The sequence below is a fragment of the Synechococcus sp. HJ21-Hayes genome, from assembly GCF_024345835.1.
Taxonomy (GTDB): domain Bacteria; phylum Cyanobacteriota; class Cyanobacteriia; order PCC-6307; family Cyanobiaceae; genus Vulcanococcus.
The window spans coordinates 22995-42553 of sequence record NZ_JAGQBW010000019.1 but is presented as its reverse complement, the minus strand read 5'-3'; the positions used below and the strand labels follow the sequence as shown (position 1 = coordinate 42553).

The following is a 19559-nucleotide window of genomic DNA, read 5'->3' as shown; positions in this document are numbered from 1 at the left end:
GACGTTGCCCTGCAGCGGGCGCTCCGGCACTGCCGCTACCCCTTCAGGCTTTCACAGGCCTCCCCATCCCCATCGAGATAACGGTGCCCCTGCCGCAGCAACACCTGCGCCTGGGCATAGGAGCCGATCTGCTTGCAGGTGTAACGCCGGCCCGATGGCGCAGAAGAGCTTGAGCTGGGCTTTCGTTGGCGGGACCTGTACTCCCACGGCCGCTGCACACCGCCGCTCACGCCCCACACTCCTAGCCCTTTGAGCCGCGCCTCGGTTTCCAGGCGGCTGTAGGTCTGCCGGACGCAGCCCTGGATGTACTGCCAGTAGACAAACGCTGCACCGGAAGCCACCAGGGCTTGGTTCAGGTTGCGGCCGCCTCGGGTGAGTTCGGCCACGGCGCGGCCGTAGCGATCGGTGGCTTTGATGCGGAGCTCAACAGCTGATCCCAACGGGGCTAGTGCCTGGAGCTGGGCCCGGGCACTGGCGCCCTGGGGTGCCTGACTGGTTTCCGGCGCATCGATGCAAGCCAGGCGCACGTTCAGGGTGCGGCTGCCTTCCCGCACGCGCAGGGTGTCGCCATCGCCGGTGGAGAGCACGGTGGCGGTGCGGGTCTGGGCGAGCAGGGCAACGGCCGCCAGCGGTAATGCCAAGGGAATCACGCCTGCGACACCAAGCGCTCCGCAAACCCCGCTGCCCAGACCGCCGGGGCAAGCCCCTCTGGCACGAGACGCTTGTAGCTGTCCATCGCGAGGATTTCACTAACGGCTTCCCCCAGCCTCTCAACCGAGCGGCTTTGAGGCAGCTGGCGTTTGAGCTGCTGGTGCATGCGCATCAGGTACCAGGCGGATCCCTCTAGCCCGGCATTGAACTTGCTCCACATCGCCGGATCACGCCGCGCATCAAGCACCATGTCGCCGGCGTTGTGGGCTTTATCCGCGGCCGTCACCAACAGTGGGTCCCCTGGCTGAGCCAGAGCAGCAAGCCATCGCTGTTGGCCGAGACGTGCAGCCGCCGGGCGGCATGCACGTGAACAGGGGTGTGAGCGGGAAGGCAAATCGTGGCCATGGCGGAGCCAGCGCAGGACCATGAAGAGGCCTGCGCGGCAAGCCTTATGGGGTGCCGCTCTGAGGGCTACTCCTGGTTGGCGACGTTCACCCGGCTGACGCCCGAGAAGCCCATCACCACCGGCGGCTGGAGCGGGCGGAGCTGCTGGGCTGTGGCTTCCAGGAAGGCCACCAGGATCGTGATCAGCAGGATGTAGTCCCGCAGTGCAGGCTCCAGCGGTCCGTGGGCAGAGGGCGGCTGGGCGGCCAAGACCGTTTCCAGGGGTACCCAGAGCGGGTTGCTCCGCGCGTCTGCGTACACCTCGGACAGTCGCGAACTGTGGGCTGGATCCCCCAGCGAGGCTGACTCCGCTGAGTGGGCAAAGGCGTTCCGCAGCTTGCGCAACACGTTCAGAGCTCGCTCCACCTGCCCATCGATCAGCCCCAGCTGGCTGGCCAGCGCGACCTTGGCGCCGATCGATCCCAGAGGTCGCTCCGGAAGAAACAGGCCATCGCTCTTGGCGGTTGACGGGGTCATGACCGCCTGCAGCAGATGTTCTAAGGCGGCATCCACCCGCGCCACCCCAACGAGCACCGCACCACGACCACGCTCTTCGATCATCTGTAGCGCGATGGTGCGGGCTGCCTGTGCAGCGGCGATGTCAGGGGAAGAGCTGGGCCCTGCTGCCGTCATGGTTATTGCGAAGCCGACCCATCCTCGTCTTTCGCACGGCCAAATGCCGCAGACCAGCTCTATGAAGCAACAGTGGCATCAACATGCCATCGAGCCATGCAGGTGATTCAACTGGAACGAGACGACTGGAATTTCTTCTGCCCGGCCACCGGGCAACCCGTGTTCAAGGACCCGGGGGAGCCCAACGCCTCGACGGTGCGTGGCTTCTGGTGCCACGAAGTGCCGGAGGAGCCAGAGCTCTTGTCGGCAGAGCTCCAGCCGCAATGGGCTGCTCACATCGCCATTCAGGATGCTGCAGACGAAGGCGTCGACGTCGTTGCTTTCCTGAAGAGCGTGGACAAGCCGGGTTGGGTGGCCTTTGAGATCACCAGCTGCGGCATGGCCTGCGGGCCGGTGTGCAGCACCACTTGGACTGTACTGGATCTCAGCTGAGCGGCTCACCTGGGGCGCTTTAGGCCAACCGCTGCGCCACCACCACCTGGCCATGGCCTGCACGGTGGGGGTCATGCCCTGAATGCGCACAGGCCCCTCGAAGATGGTCTGGCCACGCGGGTCTTCTGCCGCGAGACGGCCGAGTAGCTCGTCGAGGAAGCTGCTGGCGGCGGATTTAACGCCGGAGAAATCGAGGATCAGTGGTTCGCCATCCATGGCAGGTAGAAGACCCTGGATCTTGCGGCGCAGCAGCTTGGCGGGCTGGCGCCCGCCGGTGTGGAGGCATTCGGCGGCCAGGGCGATGGCGCAGATGGCATCGACGGCCTGGAACTGCTGCTCTTCTGTGGCAACCGAAAAAAAGGGGTAAGACGCCAATGGTGTGGGCCTTGGTGGGCTGATGGTTCGCGGAGCTGCTTGAGGGGGTCACGTCAGAATCACCTAGCAACTTGATCGTGGTGCCTTCATGTCTGGCCATTAGGCCCCTGGCGCCGAGATAGGCCAACACGTCCATCGCCGGGACGTCAGCGAAGCAGGAGAGCTGCGACCGCTTGTTGAATGGTGGCGCGCGCAGGCAACAAAACAGCTGGCATGCCTTACGCCTCTGCTAGCCGCCGTACTGCAGCGGCCATCTCCGGTAGTGATTGCTCACAGATGAGCAACACCTGTTCTTCATCCAGATCGAAGTACTGATGGGCGATCACATCGCGAAAGCCCATGGCGCCCTTCCAATCAACCTGCGGAAACTGATTCGCCAGCAAACCGGGCCAATGGCGCTCGAAGCGCTTGAGACCCTCACCCACAGCCATGAACTGCATGCAGATCACATCCAGGGCGTCTTGTCCTACTTCTGAATCGAGGAGAGACGGATCAGCGAGCAGCGGCTGGCTTTTACGCTCGATGCGCGAGATGGCTTTCAGGAGGCCGCCCAGAAGCTCGCGCTGTTGAGGAGTCATGCCGCCACGCCCTCGCGTTCGATCCGCTGCCGCAGCGCCGGGTTCATGCGTTGACGTAAACGCACAACGTCCACAGGGGCCGGCAGCAGGGCATTGAGCTCCTGCTTGAGATGCACCAGGGCATACGGGGTGAGGGGCTCAAGCTCCACCCAGATGTCGATGTCGCTGCCTGGGCGCTGCTCCCCTCGGGCCACCGAACCAAACAGGCCGATCGCCTTGAGGTGGTAGCGCTGGTGCCAGTCGGCCCAGTGGTGGCGCAACTGGCTGAGAACAGCTTCAGCGGCGGGGGGCTGAGCCATGGGGGTAGAGGCCGCAACAACCAGAGACCGTGGGTCCCTGCGGGGATTCTGAATGCTTGGCTCGGCATCAGCCGCACGGCGCCTGGATCTGCGGCGCGCCCGGCAGGAGGAGCAGCTCCAGCGCCCGTGCGTGGCGAAAAACGCTGACGGCCATCAGTCTTCCGCGTTTGTAGTGCGATCAATGGGGCCCCCCAACCGCTGTGCCACCACCACGTTGGCCATGGCTTGCACGGTGGGCGTCATGCCCTGGATGCGCACCGGCCCGTCGAAGATCGCCTGACCGCGTGGGTCTTCTGCGGCCAGGCGACCCAGGAGTTCATCGAGGAAGCTGCTGGCGGCGGATTTGACGCCGGAGAAATCGAGGATCAGCGGCTCGCCATCCATGGCGGGCAGGAGGCTCTGGATCTTGCGGCGCAGCAGCTTGGCGGGGGCGCGGCCGCCGGTGTGGAGGCATTCAGCGGCCACATTGAGGCCGCTGTCGCTGGCGGCTTCGGTTTGGGTGTTGAGGAAGAGGCACTCGGCGCCGGTGGCAGAGGCGATCCAGGTACTGGCAAGATCAACAGGTTTGCTGGTGTCGAGCGAGAACATCACACCGGTGCCGAACACAGCCGGCATGGGTTGGAACTGGGGTTTGCGACGGCCCATGTTCCACTCGTAGACCACGTCGCCTGTCCAGATCTGGTAGGTGCCGCCGTTGAGGCGCACGATCTCGTAGGAGCCGGCCATGCCGTTGCCCTGGCCGATGGCGGGATCGCGGGTGACGCCTCGCTCAATCGCCTTGTCGATTGCCAGGCCGTAGCTACGCACCTCGGGGAAGGTGGGCTGCAGAGAGCCGAGCAGTCCACGGCCCATGTCGCAGATGCCGATATCGAAGCGCTGCTGCTTGGGGCGGTATTGGGCGCAGACCACGCCGGACGTTTCAGCTGCGGCGTGGGTGAGGATGTTGCCGAGGATCTCGTTGGCCAGCCACTCGAGGGCTGGGATAAAGGCGGCGGCGTTGTCGACGGCGGCCAGGGCGATGGCGCAGATGGCATCAACGGCCTGGAACTGCTGCTCTTCCGTGGCGATCGGCGTGAGGGGCAACACGCCAACGGCGGGTGCCTTAGCCGGTTGAACGTTGGCGTTCGTGCTGGAGGGTGGAATATCGAGCAGCCGATGAAATCCATGGAGCTGCAGGGCAGCGAGTGTTTTGGCCTCGCCGCGCAGCTTGATCGTGGAGCCATGGCTTCTGGCCATCAGCCCCCAAGCGCCGAGAAACGCCAATACATCCATGGCAGGGATGTCGGCGAAGGTGAGGAACACCGTGTCGCCGTTTGGATGCAGGGCTCCATCGGCGTGGAGGGCAGCGACCGCTTTGTGAATGGCAGCTCGAGAGGGGATGGAGATGACGGGCATCGTTATCGCCTCCGATAACCGCGCACCCGGGTGCCGTCGCGACGGGTGTAGGAACTAACCCAAGTGCCTGCCGCCGCGGAGCTGGCGGCCGTGGAAGCCATGTTGCCTATCAGACGGCCGACTCCCTCCCAGAACTTCTTGGAACGCTCTTCGGCCTTGGCCTGGCGAATGGCCAGCTCACGGGCTTGCAGTTGTTGCTGATGAAATTGACGGCGCCGCTGCGCTTCTTCCAGGGTTTTGCTGAGCCGCTCCTCTCTCAGGCGCCGCAGTTCGAGGCGCTGGACCTCCAGCTGATGGCGTTGTTGTTTGTCGATGGTCTGTCCCACCGCTTTCCAGTCGACCTTGCGCGCCGCAGCAGCGACACCGCGATAGGCCTGGACTAAGGCTTCAGAGGTGGTTCGCTCGATTTCACGGATCTCGGGATCGGTTTGGAGCGCGGCTTGTGCCAGCGCTGCCGGGAGCTCCGGAGGAGGAGGGATCGCACGCAGGGGGCGACCAAAAAGACGACGGAAGAACTGCTCGATTCGACTCAGGAAGGACCGGCGCGTTGCAAGCTCCTGCTGATAGCAAGCCAGCTCGGTAAGTTGCGAAGCTCGCAGGAACACCTGCACCGAGCGATCTGTGCAGACAGCTAGAACATCACCCGACCCGCTGACTGTCAGTGCCTTGGTGCTGACATCGACCTGTAGTGCCGATAAAGGCTCAAGGGCCTGGAGATCCCACTCCTGAACCACGCCTTGTTGATCAGCCAGAAACAATGCCGGTTCAGCAGTCGCGATCTGAACTCCCGCGAGTTCACCATTGGCAATCGGCAACACACAGCGATGGCTGTGAGTGCAAGCATCGAGGATGGTGACCGTGCCATCTTGGCCGGCTGTCACCAATTGTCCGTGTCCTGAACTGTTGCGGGTCTGACGGGCTGTGCCGGCGTGGATGACCAGTAAGGGAGCAAGGAGTTGGGGGTCGATCAGATGAAGGTTGTTGTCACTGCCTGCAGCGACCAACTGATGATCCTGTTCAATCAGTGCCAGATCATGACTCACCCAGCGAAGTTTTTTCGATATCGCGATCTCTTCCAGTGTGGACGGAGCCAAGCGGCGCAGCTGACGATCCTCTGCCGCCACGAACAGTCCATAGTCGGCAGACCAGAGGATCGATGTAATGGGCTTGCGGCTGATCTTGCTAGAGAGCAGTTGTGCCCCTCGGGTGGACAGGGAAACAACACTGCCGTTGTCAAGTCCGACAAACAATTGCCCTCGCGGCGTAAAGCACAAACAACGGATGCCCGATTCCAGCTTCTTGGGCTCATATTTTTCTAGGGTCTGGAGATTCACGAGTAGCAACTGGCCACAACCCCCTGCTACTGCAAGGACGTCGCCCCGTTGGCTGTAGGCCAATGCCGTGAGCGATGCGAACCATCCCTGCTTAACGAGACGCTCATATCCTTTCACCCAGAAATCGCACGGGGAGGAATCAGGCATGGCTCATCCTCCGAACAACCGATCCCACGCTCCCAGCACCAGTCGCTGGGTGCGGTATTCACCAAACTCCCGGATCTCATTGCTCTTCAGTACACGGAAGGTTTCGCTGGGGTAGTCGGGCCCCATCACATCAGCCGGATCCAGGACGTACCGCAGCTCATCACGGGATAGACCGTAGAGATGGGCGTAATAGGCATCGAGTTCGGCGCGAAGCAGGGCGCGACGCTCAGGATCGAAGGCAAATGGTTGACCTTCGAAGCCCAGATCTTTGGCCCAGGGCCTGAGGGCCTGACTGGTATAGGTCAGCTCAAGTACGCGAGATTGGATGTATTCCAATGACTTGGCATCATATTGAGCTGGCGGCAGGACCGGAAGCTGCATTGGTATAAAGAAGTTAAAGTTTGTGCCTCCTATCTTCTGCCTGGCGACATAGTCGAAAGGCAGTGCCGAGATGTTTGCAACGAGGCATGTGATTCTTTTGGCTTCTACCGAGTGGCTTGGAATGACTAGGTGGCAGCTGTTGCCAACTCCGCTAATCGGAAAAACTGATCCAATTACGCTTCTTTCATTCGTAGCATTAGTAATGCCTCTCCACCCCATTAACCACTGGCGATCCCACCCCTGAGCCTTGAGCCTGGCGCCCACTTCTCCCCTTTCCACCCAATAGCGTGGAAATACCTCGGAATCTGGATTCTGCTTTTCAGCCAGCGTCACATCCCGGCTGGAGCCATTGGCGTCGTAGGTGGCCCAGCGATGATCGAAGTGATGGATAAGCTTGGCTTCGTAAAGTGGCAGCCGGCTTGCAGCTGGCTCACTGAAGAAAAGATGGCTATCCATTGACATATCGAACATTCGCATAAACTTGATGCCCCACGGATTCCCCTGCTCACCCAGTCCTTCGTCCATGAGAACAGGTAGGTGATTATAAATTTTCTTGGTCAGCTCCGCGTCCATCTTGCTGCGGAACACTGGGCAAGTGCGAGTATTGGGGTTGATTAGTTTGATTTCATTACTCCCCAGTTTGAAATGCCGCCTCTGATCGGCAAGTTGATCTACGCGAAGGATATAGTGAGTAAAGTCAGGGTCTGAGTCGGAGAGGCCTAGTGTTACCAAAGAAAAGGGCGTGTCAATATGAACCGATGGAAATATTCTAAGAGTATTGTCAAAGGCGAGGAATGAAATAATTCTTTTGCCGAGAGAAAGGGCCTGAAAGAAGTTTCGGCAAGAGTAATCCGTGGCCACCCCCGATGGCACAATAAAACCCGAGCGCCCACGAGGACCAATTAGGCTTAGAAAGTGCTCGGCAAATAGCGCGTAGGTGTTCAAATCTCCGACTGCTGTGAGTGCGTAGCGACCACTCCCTCGAATGAACATTCCGCTGCCTTCAGCCTCGCGTTTGGCCAGCCCAAACTCCTCAACCATCTGCCGATCAGCCTCACTGGCATCTGAGCTGCTGAGGGCTTTGATCAACCGCTCTCGCGCAGCCTTGTTGGGCGCCGTGGCGATGGCCTCAGAGCGCGCCGCAAAGAATTCTTTCTCCTGCAGCTTGATCCGCTCCCATGGCGGATTGCCCAGCACGCAATCGAAACCACCTCGCGCCATCACATCGCCAAAGCGCAGGTGCCAATGGAAGAAGCGGAAGTTCTGGGAAGCTTGCACAACGGCCTCTTCCATTGCCTCTTCAACAAGTTGTCCGCCCAAAAGCCTCAGCAAGTGCTCTGTCGTCGGCACCGTGGCGCGTGAGCTACTTGTTTTAGCCAGAAAGAACGCGGCGGTGAACAGATCCGCCGCCAAGGCCTCTGGATCTTGCCCGCTGTGCTCGAGCCAGTTCGCATAAGCCGCTTGCTTGGCAGCGCTCTCAGCCAGCGTTGTCTCCGGCATCGCCTCAATGGCTTGTAGTGCTTCCTGACTGCGGCTACGTGGCTTGGCTCCACTGAGATCAAAGCTGCCCTGAATGCCTCGGTTGGATCCCCCTCGGCTGCTGGTTTTGCGCGCTGCCGCGTTTTCTTTCTTCAGGCTGGAGCACACCGTTTTGTCATCACCCGTCAGCTGCTTGTAGGCCTCATCGGGGATGCCCTCATCCAGCACCTCAGGGTCAAACACACCCACCAACGAATCGCCGCACTGGATGTGGGCATCGAGAAAGCTGAGCGGTTTGCCCGGATCAATCGCTTCGATCCACAGCGCCACCTTGCAGAGCTCCACCGCCATCGGGTTCTTGTCCACCGCATAGATGCAGTGGGCCACCACATCGCGTAGGGCGTGCTGGCGGTCGTCTTCGCTGGGTTGATCGTCGCCGGCGCGCACCTGGGCCAGGGCTACCGCCAGTCGCCGTGCGGCGGCCAGCAAAAAGTGTCCGCTGCCGCAGGCGGGGTCGATCACCTTGATGTTGAGCAGGGCCTTTTCCTGCTCAGCTGCCCCAACGGCTTTGCTGAGCCGGTCGTCGATCACGGGCACCAGGGCGCTCTTGATCAGCTCTTGCACCAGGGCATCCGGGGTGTAGTAGCTGCCGGTGGTTTTGCGGTCGCTGCCTGCTCCTCCCGAATAACGCCATTCCCATGACACTCCTTTGGGCTCGGGCTGAGGGTGAAGCTCCAGCAATCCCTCGTACACACTGCCGAGTTCTTCGGTGTTGAGGTCGCGGTAGCGCACCCGGGTGAAGGTGCCGCCAGCGTCGAACCAGCCGATTGCCTTGATCGCCTCTAGCAATGGCCCGTTGCACAGCTCAGCACCTTGCAGGTCTTGGCACTGCTCCAGGCTGAACAGGCCGCCCAAGCCGGGCAGCCCCAGCGGGGAGTTGCCGATGCTCAGTTGCTGGAACACCAGCCGCTGCAGCTCCCACAGATCGCCGTAGTCGCCCTCATAGGCGCTGCGCTTGATCGCGAGCTCCCGCAGCCGGCTAACGCTGTAGCCCTCGCGATAAATCCGGCGGCGCGGGTCACCCTTGTCGACCTCGCGAGGGAACAGCAGATCCCGATCTTCTGCGGTGAACAGGAACAGGAACCGATACACCAGCCGCAGCAGTTGCTCATGGAACTGCTGGTTGTTCAGGGTGTGGTTCTTGAACAGTGCATCGCGCAGATCCCCATTGGCGGGGTGGTTGAGGAATCCCGAACCCAGCGACTCCAATGCGCTCTGCACCCCGCTGCGCAGGGCGCCTAGAACCCGCTCGCCTGATTCCTCTGCCTTCTGCTTCCAGTCATCGAGCACGCAGCTGCCCGTGTTGGGGTGTTGGAAGCGGCTGGCATGCAGCACCAGCCAGAGCACCGAGAACTCATCGAAGCGCTCGCCCTCGATCATTAATTCCAGGTCGGCCGCCAGGTAGGCGGGTTTCACCAGCGAGGGGTTGTCATGCAGCAGACGCAGCCCATCGCCGCTGAGCAGCACGCCCCAGTTGGCGGTGTCGTCGGCATTGAGGCATTCCTGCAGGCAGCTGTGGGGTGAGCGTTTGCGGTCGTCTTGGCCGAACTGCTTGCTGCCGCGATCCAGATCGCCCGCGTCGATGCCCCGCAGGATCAAGGGCACGGCGCCATCAAAGGCCCGGTGGGTGATCGGATAGCGCGACTCGCCCTGCTGCCACCCGCTGCAAGGCTCCACACCGCTCCATCCGAACACCTCGCGCAGCAGCCGCAGCCCGAAATGCAGCCCAGCAGTACTCGCACCGGCCCGTTCCTTCAGGTTGCCGTAGTCCTCCCAGAGCTCCTTGGTGAGCACCCAGGCCGCATCGATGCGATCCCGCAGGCGTTCCCCGCGGCTCAAGCCGTAGTCGTGGGGGTCCAGCAACAGCTCTTTGGGGCGGTTGAACTTGGACACCTCTTCGAGCAGTGAGGCCGGCAGCAAGCTGCCCTTGAGCTCCAGGGCCTGAAAGGTGACGGTGGCGGTGGCGCGGGCCATGGGAGGAAGCGAGGCAGGGGCTCAGAGAAGGCGAAGTGCTGTCAGACTGCTGTCAGCTTGTTGTCTTTGCTCCTGGAGGCCTGGGCCGATGGCCACGCTCACGCTGCGCAACGTGCCCGACGACCTGGTGGCGCGCCTGAAAGAGCGCGCCAAACGGCACCGCCGCAGCCTCAACAACGAAACCATCGCCGCCCTGGAGCTGGCGGATGCGGCCGTCGTGCCCGCCGCCGTTGATCAGGAGGCGGCATTGGCACGGATCCGCGAGATTCAGGCCCGCTTCCCGGGGGCTGCCCGCGCTGCGCAGCTCGACCAACGCACCCCAGAAGAGATTCAGGCTGAACTCGACCACTTCGCTGAACTGCGCAGCCATTTCAAGGGGCCGCCACTGACCAGCGAGGAGATCATTGCGGCGATCGGTCGAGATAGCCATCCACGTGAGCTCGAACCAGTGGCCCCCGTGCAGAGGCCGCAGCCCTGAGCGTTGTTGTCGACACCAACGTGCTGATCGAGCTGTTTCTGCCCAGCTCCCACGCCGAAGCCGTTGCGTATTGGTGGATCGCCGATCCCGAGTGGCGGCTGCCGGGGTTATGGGTCTACGAGTTTCGCCATATTCACTTGAAATACCTGAGGGCAGGCCTGCTGGATCTTGATCAGGCCCTTCTCCATCTCCGCGATGCGGAACAGCGGTTTCTGCCGCAAACCATGGCCATCGAGAGTGCAGAGGCCCTTGAGCTGGCCCACAGCTACGGCTGCTCCAGCTACGACGCTGAATTCGTGCTGCTCGCCCAGCAATTGGAGTGCCCGCTGTTGACGTTTGATCGCAAGCTGCTGGAGCTGTTTCCGGATGTGGCGGTAAAACCAAGTTCATAGGACTGGAGCTGGTAGCAGCAGAAACAGGCCGATCACATCCACGGCAGGGGCGGGTTCGCACTTGAAGCGCATCCGAAGGGTTTCCCTGCTGCGCAGCGAGGCCTCGCGTACGCGGCGGTGATCGTCTTCTGCCAGCTGGGCTCGGCGTTCTGCCAGTGCTTGCAACGCAGGCTGCAGCGCATCAAGACCAGCCACGGCTTCCGTGAGCCAGCGCGTTCGTTCTCCAGTCGCAACGTTGCGCGCGGGTGGCGCCTCCAGCAGCTCCAGCGCAGCGGATCCCTCCAGCGGCTCCACCTGATCGCCGTTCACCCGCACGGTGAGGCACTCCTCCACCAACAGATCGGGCAGTGCCTCGTAGCCACTGCCAGTCCAGCGGTCTTGATGCAGCTGGTGGCGGAGCCGCAACACAAGCAGCTGGGTGCGGGATGGCACCGCCTTGGTACGGATGGCCGAGGCGCGCGCCGCCAGTTCAGGCTCCAGGCCACTGAGCGCCCGCTCGGCCACAAAATCAGCCAGCTCCACCACCAGGGGGTGGGAGCGGCTCAGGAGCTGGGCGCCATCGCGGGCGGGTGAGCGGAAGCACAGGCGCAGGCGGCCGTCGAGGTCATGGTTGCGTAGTCGCTCCAGCAACGGGAGGTGTTTGTCCTCCAGCCGCGTGAGGTCGAGCTCCCAACAGCCGCTGTTAGCTCCCAGGGCCCCGATCGGCAGGTTCAACCGCCGGCACGCATTCACCACCAGGCGCTCCACGGCGGCATCGCTACCGAGGGATTCGCGGGTGCGCTCCCATTCGCTCAGCGCTTCTTCTGGCTTGAGGCTGCGCTGGGCAAAGATCGTGCGCGTTTCCTTGGCGTTCTCCTTGGCGCTCTGCCACTGCGCATCGATCACGGCTTCCAGCCCCAGCTGCTGATCGCCATCCAGCTCGACGAGCCCTAGATCCAGCCCCAGCTGCTGCTCCTGGGCCACTTCGCCGAGGATGCTGCTGAGCACCGCCTGGGTGATCGTGTTGGCGTTGCCGGGAATCGGCACGCTCACCCCCAGCTCCTTGCGGATCGTTTTCTCTTTCTCAAGGATCACCGTGCGCACCCGATCGTCCACCGGGTTGGAGCTGCCGCCGTGCAACATCAGTGCACGCACGGCGCTGCGGGCCTGACCAAAGCGATCAACCCGGCCTTCCCGTTGTTCGTGACGGGTGGGGTTCCAGCAGAGGTCGTAGTGCACCACCGCATCGAAGGTGTGCTGCAGGTCGATGCCCTCTGACAGACAGTCGGTGGCCACCAACACCGGCACCTTGCCGCTGGCGAGTTCGTCCTGCAGCTCGCGGATGCGCAGCACCCGCTCCTCGGGAGGCAGGTCGCCGGTGACGGCCATCACCACGTGGCTCCGCTTGGGCAGTTCCTCGGCGAGCTGCTCGGCCAGGTAGTGAGCGGTAGGGCGGAAGCGGCAGAACACCACGGGCCGGAAGCCTTCTGCCAGCAGCGCCTTGAGATCCTTGATCAGCTGCTTGAGCTTGGGATCATGAGCCTTGCCGCGCAGCAGGTTGGCCCGGGCAATCAGATCCTGCAGGTGCTCAGCGTCTTCTGCGATGGCGAGATCGGCGCCAGGGGCCGCTTCTTCTCCGCTGAACTCTTCTTCGGCGCCATCGAGAACCGAGAGCTGGGCCATGGCTTCGAGGTCATCATCGAAGTCGTCGCCGCCTTGCTCGGCTTCGTCGCCGCTGGTGTTCTGGAGGTTGAACAACTTGGTACGCAGGGAGGCAGAGGCAGCTGCAGGGCTGCTGCTGACGCAGCGCAACAGGGCGAGTGCCGCCCACCAGCTCATGCGTTGGCGCCGCTTGGTGTCGCCAGCAGTGCGTCGGATCAGCTCGCGCGCATAAGCGAGCACGTCGTTGAACAGCTCACCCCAATCGCCGCTGAGGGTGTAGACGGCTTCTCGGGTTTCACGATCCGGGAAGTCGGCGCCGCCCGTGCCCCATTCCTCCTTGAGGTCTTGGCGGCGGCGCTGCACGAAGTAGTTACCCAGATCCAACCGCAGCTCACGCCGCCGTTCGCCATCGGGCATGGAACTGAGCCCCTCGAACTTGGGATCCAGCAGGCCCAACAGGTTGTCGAAGGCTTCCTGGTCGCCGCTATGGGGGGTGGCCGTGAGCAACACCAGGTGGCGATCGGGTTTCCGCGACAGGCCCCGCAACAGCTCGTAGCGCTGCTGGCGCCCTCCCCCTTTGCGGGCCGCGCAGGTGTGGGCCTCATCCACGATCACAAAGTCACCGCAGCTGCGGAGGAAGCCCTCGCGGTTGCGATCGCTCTTGATCCAATCAAGGCTCACCACCGTGAACGGGATCACATCGAAGATCGACTTTCCGGCCGGTAGCCCCCGCTCCAGCTTCTGAGCTGTGCCTGGCCGCACCACCTCAGAAGCGAGGTTGAACTGTCCCTGCATGTCGGCACGCCACTTCTCACACAGGTGCGGCGGGCAGATCACCGTGATCTGGCGGATCTCACCGCGGTCGAGCAGTTCCCGGGCAATCAACAACGCCTCCACGGTCTTACCCAGGCCCACCTCATCGGCGATCAGCACCCGGGTGACCGGTTGCTTGAGCGCCATCAGCAACGGCACCAGCTGATAGGGCCTTGGCTCCAGAGCCACGTTGCCCAGGCTGCGGAAGGGGCCAGCCCCGGCGCGGAGCTTGAGCAGCAGGGCATCGCGCAACAGGAGTGCCGAGCTCTGGGATCCGCTCTGACTGGGATCTGGTGGATCAAAGCTGGCCGGCTTCACGGCCGCTCCCTCCAGCGGCCAATACAGCGTGGCGATGCTCTGGTCACCGCCGCCGAGCGGGCGCAGCTTGAGCACCTGCTCGTGCTTTTCGCTTTGGCTCTGGGGCAGGGCGATCCACTCGCGCCCGCGCACCTTCACGATCGAGCCGGGGCTGGGGATGTCGCCAACGGGGGCCTGAATTGGCGTGAGGGTCATTGGCCACCTCCGAGCAGATCACTGTGTTGAGCAAAGACCGCATCAAAGGCCTCACCGAGGCTGCCGGACGTTGCATCTGGAGCCTTCTCACCAACTGCGCTTCTTCGCCCCTCCCCAAACAACCAGCCATACTCGCTCAACAACGCCGGCCAGCTGGTGGTGTCTTGCATGAACACCACCACGGTGATGCCTGCATCGATCAACGCTTGCCGCTTTTGCTGATCCAGCCGTTGCTGCAGAGGCTGCTCGTGATGGGGGCCATCGATGAACACCACGGCGCAGGCCTGCTTGTAGGTGAAGTCCGGCGTCACGAAGTGGCCAGGCACTTCCTGCTGGGCATTGTCCGGAAGATGGTGCCCGTGGTTGTAGAGCGTGTCGAGCCAAAGCTTCTCGAGCCCGCTTCCAGCTAGGCCCTTGAGGCGCTCCAAGATGGCGCTGCGCCCATCCACGCCGCCCTGGCCCAGGAGCTCACACCGCGCCAGGTTGAGCAGCAATTGCTTGAGCTCGGGCAGCTGGCGATCGATCAGATCGTGATCACGCTGGTTGTGGTAGCCGAGCAGGCAGCGATAGCAACCGGCTTCGCATTCGGGATCGGCATTCACCAGCTGGGCTTCCAACGCCGGCATCTCCCCATCCCAGCGCCAATGGCAAATATCCAGCGCCGTTTTGGCAACAGCCTGCAATGCCGAGGCGCTCTCCACTAGCCGGCTAAGGGCACCGGCACCCCCTTCGGCGGATTCGTAGAGCAGCAGGGCTGTGGCTGATTCCTCATTCGGCATCAGCTCGGCGGCGATCTCACTGCCATCGAGCTGGAAGGCCACCTCAATGCCTCGCTTGATCGCGCTCTTGATGCTCACCAGTTGCTGTGGCTGCCACTCGCCCAGGAATCGCACCAGCAGAGCGTTCTTGCGATCCTGCACATAGGGCGTGATCTTCACGAAACCCACCTCAGGACCGTCGTCTTCAGCTGCATCGCCGCGCAGATCCTTCTCCCCGCCCCACTGCCCGTTGATCGGGTGGATCGGGAAGCCCATGTCGTTCTTGTTTTCCCGCCGCCGCCAGCCCAGGTTCACGCGGCTGATCTGGGTAGCCGGCGCATAGCTGATCTCCAGCAGGGGCTGGCCACCACAGCTCACCTGGGCCTTGGCCACCTTCACCACGCCGTTTTCCTTGGGGAATTCGTACGTGGTGATCAGCTCATAGCCGAGCCGTTGGCGCTCCTCGTCGTCAGAGGTGATCCGATCAGCCCTCTTCGTAGTGACCTGCTCGATTTGATAGAGCCTGGGGATCCGCACCGCTTTGCCTTCGGGGTGCAGCTTGAGCGGTGTGCCGCAGTGGCAGCACAACTCTGATTCAGCGGCATCGCCGAGGTGGGCATGGCCGCAGGCACCACATACGAGCGCGTCCTGCGTGGCCAAAGTTGCCGTACCGGCAGCCATGGCGTTGTCCTGCAGGCCGAGCAGGGCCCCCTTCACCTTGTAGGTGTTGCCCTCGTGATAAATCAGCGAGTGGGGGCCGAACTCACTGATGCCCACAAAGCGGGGGCGAGTGATGTAGGTGCCGCCGCCCACCTGCTCGCGGCTGCCCGGGATGTAGGCCATCAGCGGTAGTCGCGGGAAGTTGTAGCCAGGCATGAAGCCCTGGCTGGCCAGGTAGCGGTAGGTGCTGAAGTCGTTGTTGGTGTTGCGGCTGCCGGGTTTGTCGGCGAGCAGCAGTTGTTGTTGCATCCGTGCCGCCCGCAGGCGTGTATCCGCTGCCTGGCGTTCCCGTTCGCTCAGGGCGTGATTGCCCAGATCCTTCAGGGCCTGGTTGATCTGGCTGTCCACCGCTTCGAGCAGCTCACGCCAGCGGCTGAGTGCTGCGTCGAAATCCAGGGCAGCGCCGCGGGTGAGGGATTCCAGCCAGCTGCCCGTCAGCCAGGGCGGTGGCGTGGCTCCCAGCCACTGCTTCTCCAGTAGGTCGTCGACAATGGCCTGACAGTCAGCCTGGGCGGTGCGATAGGCCTCATCCTTCGAGAGGGCCTCCATTAACTCGGCTTGAACCGGACGCCCTGGCGCGCTGATGTCCACCAGTTCCTTCACCTTCCCAGGCAGGCGTTGTCGCGTGGCCGCCAGCCACAACGCCCGGAAATGGGCCTTGAGCAACTCCTCATTCGCCAGCTCCAGCGTTGGGGCACTGACGGCACCCGCCACCATCCGCACCGGATCCGCGAAGAAATACTGATCGTGCGGGGAAGTGGCGCCGCAGTAGCTGAGCACTAGCGCAGGCTGACCGCTACGACCCGCGCGGCCGCTGCGCTGCGCATAGTTGGCCGGAGTGGGCGGCACATTGCGCATGTAGACGGTGTTGAGCGAGGAGATGTCCACGCCCAGCTCCATCGTTGGCGAGCAATACATCAGCCGCAGCGCCGCGCTCCGGAAGGCGTCTTCCCGGCGCTCCCGTTCCCCTGCATCCACTTGGGCGGTGTGCTCCCGGGCCAACAGCGTTTGCAGGAAAGGTCGCCCTTCTGTGGCGATCAAATTGGCCAGATCCGCGTAGAGGCGACGGAAGTAGGGGTTCACCGGCCCACGGCGACCGCTGCTCTGGCGAGCCTCCATCAGCCGTTTGGGGTAGCGGTCCTGGGGTTCGGCCTCGGGATCCACCAGTGTCCAACGCAGGGCCGTGCTGTTGAGCCGCCAGCCCTGCATCACTTCGCTGGCTTTACGGCCCAGTCGCACCTCCACCTGTTTCACCAGGCCCCAAGCCGTGAGCATCTCCAGGACGTGCCCCACCACCTCCTGGTAGAGGTCGTCTTTCCACTTGAAGCCTCGGTAAAGGTCTTCCACCGAGCGCCAGCGTTCACGCGCTTTCAGCCAACGGCCGAATTCACCCCGTAGCGAGAGGCCCTCGACCCCACGGTTTTTCAGTTCCTGGGGGACTGGGCTGGTGACGATGCTGCGGGCTAACTCAGGCTTCTCGTCGCTGCCGATGCTCCACACCTCCTCTAGATCGGCAGCTGCTTTTTTGCGCCGCTCGAACTCTTCCTGCACCAGGGCATCGCAGTCGATCGCCAACCGTTCCCGGAGCTCCTCCAGCAGCCGATGGCAGATCAGGAAGCGTTCCTCGCTGCTGGCCTGGGCGAGCAGCGGATGGCGTTGCCCCCAGTCCGCCTGGTCTTCCGCGCAGTTCACTAGCTCGGCGTAATCCACCTCCAGCAGCCGCAACTGCTCGAGGTTGGGATTGGTGAGTCGCCAGCCGCGGCGTAGATCAACGATCAGCCGATACTCCAACACACCACGCAGGGCACGGCGATTGCTCTGCTCCACGTTGGGTTTGACTTTGGGGATGGCGATGAAGTCCTCTGCTTCCAGCCGCAGCGCCTTCTCCGTTTCCTGGGCCAACGTCTCCAGGCTCAGCTCTTTCTCGCCCTGGGCGTTGAGGGCGGCCACCAATCCCGCTCGCAGCTGCAGCACCCGCACGAAGTCGTTGAAATGCCCGGCCTGCAGTGAGGCGTCTTGGCGGTTGTCGCTGAAGGCCAGCAGCTTGCGCGCCTGATCGGGGATTTCTTCCGGCGGGAAGCTCAGCAGTTGCCGGAGCACCGCAAGGCTCAAGGTGGTGGTGGCTGAGCTGCGGCCCTCGGAATTGAGTCCGCAGAGCTTGCGGAATTCGCTGCTGCGCACCCCGTGCTCCACCCCGCAGGATGGGCAGAAACGGAAGCTCCCCTTCAGGAACCAGCCGGGCAACCCATCACTGCTGGCACCGCCATCGGAGCGGAAGCGGGCCGGCACCGGCGCAAACTCCCGATACGTGCGCTTGAGCACCAGCTCATCGTTGCGGTCAGGCTCCAGCCAGCCGTCGGGGAAGTTGGCCTTCTCCAGGTCATCGACGTTGTAGGTGCCCTCGGCGTCGGGCATGAAATAACCATTCACCACGTCCCGCTCGCGCAGGCTGGATTCGTCCGAGAACTCGCGGGGATCGATCTGAACAGGGATCCGGTTGTTCAGATGGGCCCAAACCGGGTGAAACTCCTGCCCGCAGCTGCGGCAGAACACCACCGGATACAGCAGGGACTGGCGCCCCACATTGGGTTGATACTTCTGCGCCTTCAGCGACAGGTACCGCTGACCAGGGGCTTGCAGGGTGGCATGCACATCTCCGCCAGCGGAGACGAATTGATGCAGGCGAAAGGCGAAAAAGCGGCGGTTCGGACCGACTTCCACCTGGTAGGCGGCCAGCAGGAAATCCCGCAAGCTGCCCAGGATCTGCTCATCGTCGAGTCCGGTCTGCTCGGCCAACGTTTTGCTGGCCTGTTGCAAGGTGTGCGGCTTGCAGCGTACCCATTTGCCATCCGCCAGGCCGTCTTCTCTCTCTAGGCCCAGCTCCAGCTCAACCCAACGGGCCAGGGGGTGTTCGCGCAGATCAGCAGCTGTCCAAATCTGCGTTGCTGGTGGGGAGAGGTCAGCCTGCAACGCTTGCTTCAACTCCTCAGCGCTTGGAAGATCACCGCCTGTACAGCGCTGCAGTGTCTCGGTAACGATCTGCTCGCTGGGGATCGCCGCGCCAAACAACTTGCTGGAGACGTGCGCCACGGTAGAGTTGCGCTCCTTGGCTGTGCCCTCAGAGGCCATCGTGGCCGAGGTGCCGATGCAGAGCAGATCGGCGTTGAGCCGTTGACGAACCCGCCGCACCAGAAGCGCAACATCCGCACCCTGGCGGCCTCGGTAGGTGTGCAGTTCATCGAGCACCAGAAATTCCAGGCCCTTGGCGTCGCTGATGACTTTCTGATCGAGGGGATCCTGACGGGTCAGGATGTACTCGAGCATCACATAGTTTGTGAGCAGGATGTCGGGAGGATCGTTCTTGATCTTCTCCCGTTCCTCATCACTCTCCTGACCCGTGTAACGCGCAAAGGTGACTCTGGGGCCATCGGGATAGCCAAGGCCGAGATACTTCTGCAACTCCTCCAGCTGGCTGTTGCACAGCGCGTTCATCGGGTAGATCACAATCGCCCGAATACGCCTCTGCTGATCACCCGCCTCGCGAGCCTCCAGCACCCGATTCACGATCGGGATGATGTAACCGAGCGACTTACCGGAACCTGTGCCTGATGTGACGACAAAGCTGCCGCCTCGGCGTGCAATCTCGATCGCCTCCCGCTGGTGACGGTGCAGCTGCAGCTCCTGCCCCGGGCCGTTGTCCTTGCCCCAGCGGAAGATCCTGCTGCACTCGGGGTGCAGCAGCCCAGCCTCGACCAGCTCGCCGATGGCCCCGCCGCTCACGAAGCTGGGGTTGAGCTGGATCAGCGGCGAGGGCCAGTACTCGCCCTTGCCATAGCTTCCGTCCACGAACGCCTGCAGATCCGGTGCCTTGATCTGGGTAAAGCTGCGGCTGAACTGCCCGTAGTCCTCGACGACCCGGTTGCAAAAGGAGAAGACGTCCATCAGTACAGCTGACCCACCTTTCTCATCGCTCTGGCTTCGTAGGCAAGGCAGCTCATATCCAGTCTGCATCAACCTGCTGTCTCCCGCAGCCAATCCGAAGCCTCTGAAACGGCAATCAGC

Annotated in this window: 13 protein-coding genes; 2 read left to right on the top strand and 11 right to left on the bottom strand. The window is 62.7% G+C overall.

Annotated elements, in window-relative coordinates; translation table 11 throughout:
* Positions 1-35 precede the first annotated feature (35 nt).
* The 9 genes from KBZ14_RS13350 to KBZ14_RS13310 form a co-directional block, all read right to left on the bottom strand.
* Complete coding sequence (locus tag KBZ14_RS13350) at positions 36-650, bottom strand: thermonuclease family protein (RefSeq protein ID WP_255118834.1); 615 nt, start codon at positions 648-650, stop codon at positions 36-38.
* Positions 647-937 (bottom strand): hypothetical protein, encoded by a 291-nt coding sequence (locus KBZ14_RS13345; RefSeq protein WP_315856151.1) that lies wholly within the window; start codon positions 935-937, stop codon positions 647-649. The genes KBZ14_RS13350 and KBZ14_RS13345 overlap by 4 nt, the downstream gene beginning before the upstream one ends.
* A 185-nt stretch (positions 938-1122) precedes the next feature.
* Positions 1123-1728, bottom strand: coding sequence for a hypothetical protein (locus KBZ14_RS13340; RefSeq protein ID WP_255118833.1), 606 nt, complete (start codon positions 1726-1728; stop codon positions 1123-1125).
* A gap of 78 nt (positions 1729-1806) precedes the next feature.
* Positions 1807-2535, bottom strand: coding sequence for an STAS-like domain-containing protein (locus tag KBZ14_RS13335; RefSeq protein ID WP_255118832.1), 729 nt, complete (start codon positions 2533-2535; stop codon positions 1807-1809).
* Between the two features lie 218 nt (positions 2536-2753).
* The gene (locus KBZ14_RS13330) at positions 2754-3113 is read right to left on the bottom strand and encodes a HepT-like ribonuclease domain-containing protein (RefSeq protein WP_255118831.1); all 360 of its coding nucleotides are present in this window, start codon (positions 3111-3113) and stop codon (positions 2754-2756) included.
* On the bottom strand, positions 3110-3412 hold the full coding sequence (locus KBZ14_RS13325) for a nucleotidyltransferase family protein (protein ID WP_255118830.1): 303 nt from the start codon (positions 3410-3412) through the stop codon (positions 3110-3112). The genes KBZ14_RS13330 and KBZ14_RS13325 overlap by 4 nt, the downstream gene beginning before the upstream one ends.
* A 153-nt stretch (positions 3413-3565) precedes the next feature.
* The gene (locus tag KBZ14_RS13320; RefSeq protein WP_255118829.1) at positions 3566-4807 is read right to left on the bottom strand and encodes an STAS-like domain-containing protein; all 1242 of its coding nucleotides are present in this window, start codon (positions 4805-4807) and stop codon (positions 3566-3568) included.
* A gap of 2 nt (positions 4808-4809) precedes the next feature.
* Positions 4810-6288, bottom strand: a complete 1479-nt coding sequence (locus KBZ14_RS13315; protein WP_255118828.1) for a WD40 repeat domain-containing protein — start codon at positions 6286-6288, stop codon at positions 4810-4812.
* A 3-nt stretch (positions 6289-6291) separates the two neighbouring features.
* Complete coding sequence (locus KBZ14_RS13310; protein ID WP_255118827.1) at positions 6292-9903, bottom strand: Eco57I restriction-modification methylase domain-containing protein; 3612 nt, start codon at positions 9901-9903, stop codon at positions 6292-6294.
* Between the two features lie 367 nt (positions 9904-10270).
* On the opposite strand from KBZ14_RS13310, the gene KBZ14_RS13305 reads away from it, so the two are divergent.
* Both KBZ14_RS13305 and KBZ14_RS13300 read left to right on the top strand, forming a co-directional pair.
* Positions 10271-10660 carry a FitA-like ribbon-helix-helix domain-containing protein gene (locus KBZ14_RS13305; RefSeq protein ID WP_255118826.1) on the top strand — a complete coding sequence of 130 codons (390 nt, stop codon included), beginning with the start codon at positions 10271-10273 and terminating at the stop codon, positions 10658-10660.
* Positions 10657-11052, top strand: coding sequence for a type II toxin-antitoxin system VapC family toxin (locus KBZ14_RS13300; protein WP_255118849.1), 396 nt, complete (start codon positions 10657-10659; stop codon positions 11050-11052). The genes KBZ14_RS13305 and KBZ14_RS13300 overlap by 4 nt, the downstream gene beginning before the upstream one ends.
* Here KBZ14_RS13300 and KBZ14_RS13295 read toward each other — a convergent pair.
* Together KBZ14_RS13295 and KBZ14_RS13290 are read right to left on the bottom strand one after the other, a co-directional pair.
* On the bottom strand, positions 11047-14019 hold the full coding sequence (locus KBZ14_RS13295; protein WP_255118825.1) for a DUF8741 domain-containing protein: 2973 nt from the start codon (positions 14017-14019) through the stop codon (positions 11047-11049). The genes KBZ14_RS13300 and KBZ14_RS13295 overlap by 6 nt on opposite strands.
* Positions 14016-19439: a DEAD/DEAH box helicase gene (locus KBZ14_RS13290; RefSeq protein ID WP_255118824.1), complete on the bottom strand. Its 5424-nt coding sequence runs from the start codon at positions 19437-19439 to the stop codon at positions 14016-14018. The genes KBZ14_RS13295 and KBZ14_RS13290 overlap by 4 nt, the downstream gene beginning before the upstream one ends.
* Positions 19440-19559 lie beyond the last annotated feature (120 nt).

Bases quoted from the DNA above. Each gene is read 5' to 3' on its own strand.
- KBZ14_RS13315 (WP_255118828.1), bottom strand. From the start codon at position 6,288: ATGCCTGATTCCTCCCCGTGCGATTTCTGGGTGAAAGGATATGAGCGT.
- KBZ14_RS13305 (WP_255118826.1), top strand. From the start codon at position 10,271: ATGGCCACGCTCACGCTGCGCAACGTGCCCGACGACCTGGTGGCGCGC.
- KBZ14_RS13320 (WP_255118829.1), bottom strand. From the start codon at position 4,807: ATGCCCGTCATCTCCATCCCCTCTCGAGCTGCCATTCACAAAGCGGTC.
- KBZ14_RS13330 (WP_255118831.1), bottom strand. From the start codon at position 3,113: ATGACTCCTCAACAGCGCGAGCTTCTGGGCGGCCTCCTGAAAGCCATC.
- KBZ14_RS13295 (WP_255118825.1), bottom strand. From the start codon at position 14,019: ATGACCCTCACGCCAATTCAGGCCCCCGTTGGCGACATCCCCAGCCCC.
- KBZ14_RS13340 (WP_255118833.1), bottom strand. From the start codon at position 1,728: ATGACGGCAGCAGGGCCCAGCTCTTCCCCTGACATCGCCGCTGCACAG.
- KBZ14_RS13325 (WP_255118830.1), bottom strand. From the start codon at position 3,412: ATGGCTCAGCCCCCCGCCGCTGAAGCTGTTCTCAGCCAGTTGCGCCAC.
- KBZ14_RS13290 (WP_255118824.1), bottom strand. From the start codon at position 19,439: ATGGACGTCTTCTCCTTTTGCAACCGGGTCGTCGAGGACTACGGGCAG.